Below are 293 nucleotides of genomic sequence, written 5' to 3' on the forward strand. Positions count from 1 at the left end.
GTGAAACGCGACCTAGCGCACCGACTGCGGCACGCGCCGCAGCTTCCCGGTGTCGTAACCCATGGCCGCAATACGCTGCACTGCCTGCTGGTAGTCGCGCTCTGACACCTGTGGTGTCCGTGCCATGAACCAGACATAGTCACGCTTGCTGCGCGCGACGATGGTCTGGCCATAGTCATCGTCGAGCCAGGCGATGACATACTCGGCCTGGATCGGCCAGATGAACTGCATGCCCCAGATCGCGCCGTTGCCCTCCTTCTCGACCCGTCCGATGGGGTGCATCGACTTCTGCG

1 protein-coding gene is annotated in these 293 nt (G+C 63.1%); it reads right to left on the reverse strand.

Annotation, left to right across the window (positions count from 1 at the left end):
- Window positions 1-12 precede the first annotated feature (12 nt).
- Window positions 13-293 (reverse strand): lipocalin family protein (locus EN850_RS35630; protein ID WP_145973036.1); only part of this gene is annotated, 281 nt, incomplete at its 5' end.

It is taken from the genome of Mesorhizobium sp. M8A.F.Ca.ET.207.01.1.1, from assembly GCF_004794715.1.
GTDB lineage: Bacteria > Pseudomonadota > Alphaproteobacteria > Rhizobiales > Rhizobiaceae > Mesorhizobium.